Annotated in this window: 1 protein-coding gene; it reads left to right on the top strand. The window is 71.1% G+C overall.

Features of this window, described 5'->3' with window-relative positions:
- Positions 1 to 44: 44 nt before the first annotated feature.
- The coding region (locus tag ADL29_RS06770) for a GbsR/MarR family transcriptional regulator (protein ID WP_053922826.1) at positions 45 to 771 on the top strand (727 nt) is incomplete at its 3' end.

Raw genomic sequence — 771 nt, 5'->3', positions numbered from 1 at the left:
CGAGCAGCACCATGGGGCGCCCGTGGGGCATGAAGGGGGTCGTGATGCCGGGAGGCAGGCTCACCCAGCAGGAGCGCCAGCAGATCGCGGTGGGGCTGGCCGACGGCCTGGCCTATGCCGAGATCGCCCGCCGTCTCGACCGTCCGACCTCCACGATCACGCGTGAGGTGACGCGGAACGGCGGCCCCACCGGCTACCGCGCCGACCTGGCCCACCGCGCCACCCAGCAGCGCACCCACCAGCGGAGGCAGGCCGCGCCCCGGGGGGAGCAGGCGCTCCCGCAACCCTACGGACGCGACGCCGAGGCCGTGCGCGACTATCAGGAGACCCTGACCACCGTCTTCATGACCTCGGGCCTGCCCAAGATGATGGCCCGGGTGCTGGGCTGCCTCTACACCACCGACGCCGGCAGCCTCACCGCCTCCGAACTCGCCCAACGCCTCCAGGTCAGCCCGGCGTCCATCTCCAAAGCGATCACGTTCCTCGAAGGCCTGGCCCTCGTCCGCCGGGAACGCGACGAACGCCGCCGCGAGCGCTACATCGTCGACGACGACCTCTGGTACCAGTCGATGATCCGCAGCGCCCGGGCCAACGACCAGTTCATCGAGACCGCACGGCAAGGCGTCGGCATCCTCGGCCGCGGCACCCCGGCCGCCACCCGCCTCGAAAATTCCGCCCGCTTCCTCGACTTCGTCAGCGAAGGACTCATTCGCGCCGCGGAGCAGGGTCGCGAGGTCCTCTACGCCAGAACCGAAACGACCCCGGACGGCA

Source organism: Streptomyces chattanoogensis, assembly GCF_001294335.1.
Taxonomy (GTDB): domain Bacteria; phylum Actinomycetota; class Actinomycetes; order Streptomycetales; family Streptomycetaceae; genus Streptomyces; species Streptomyces chattanoogensis.
Note: the sequence above shows the minus strand (reverse complement) of the source record. Positions and strands in the feature narration are given on the sequence as shown.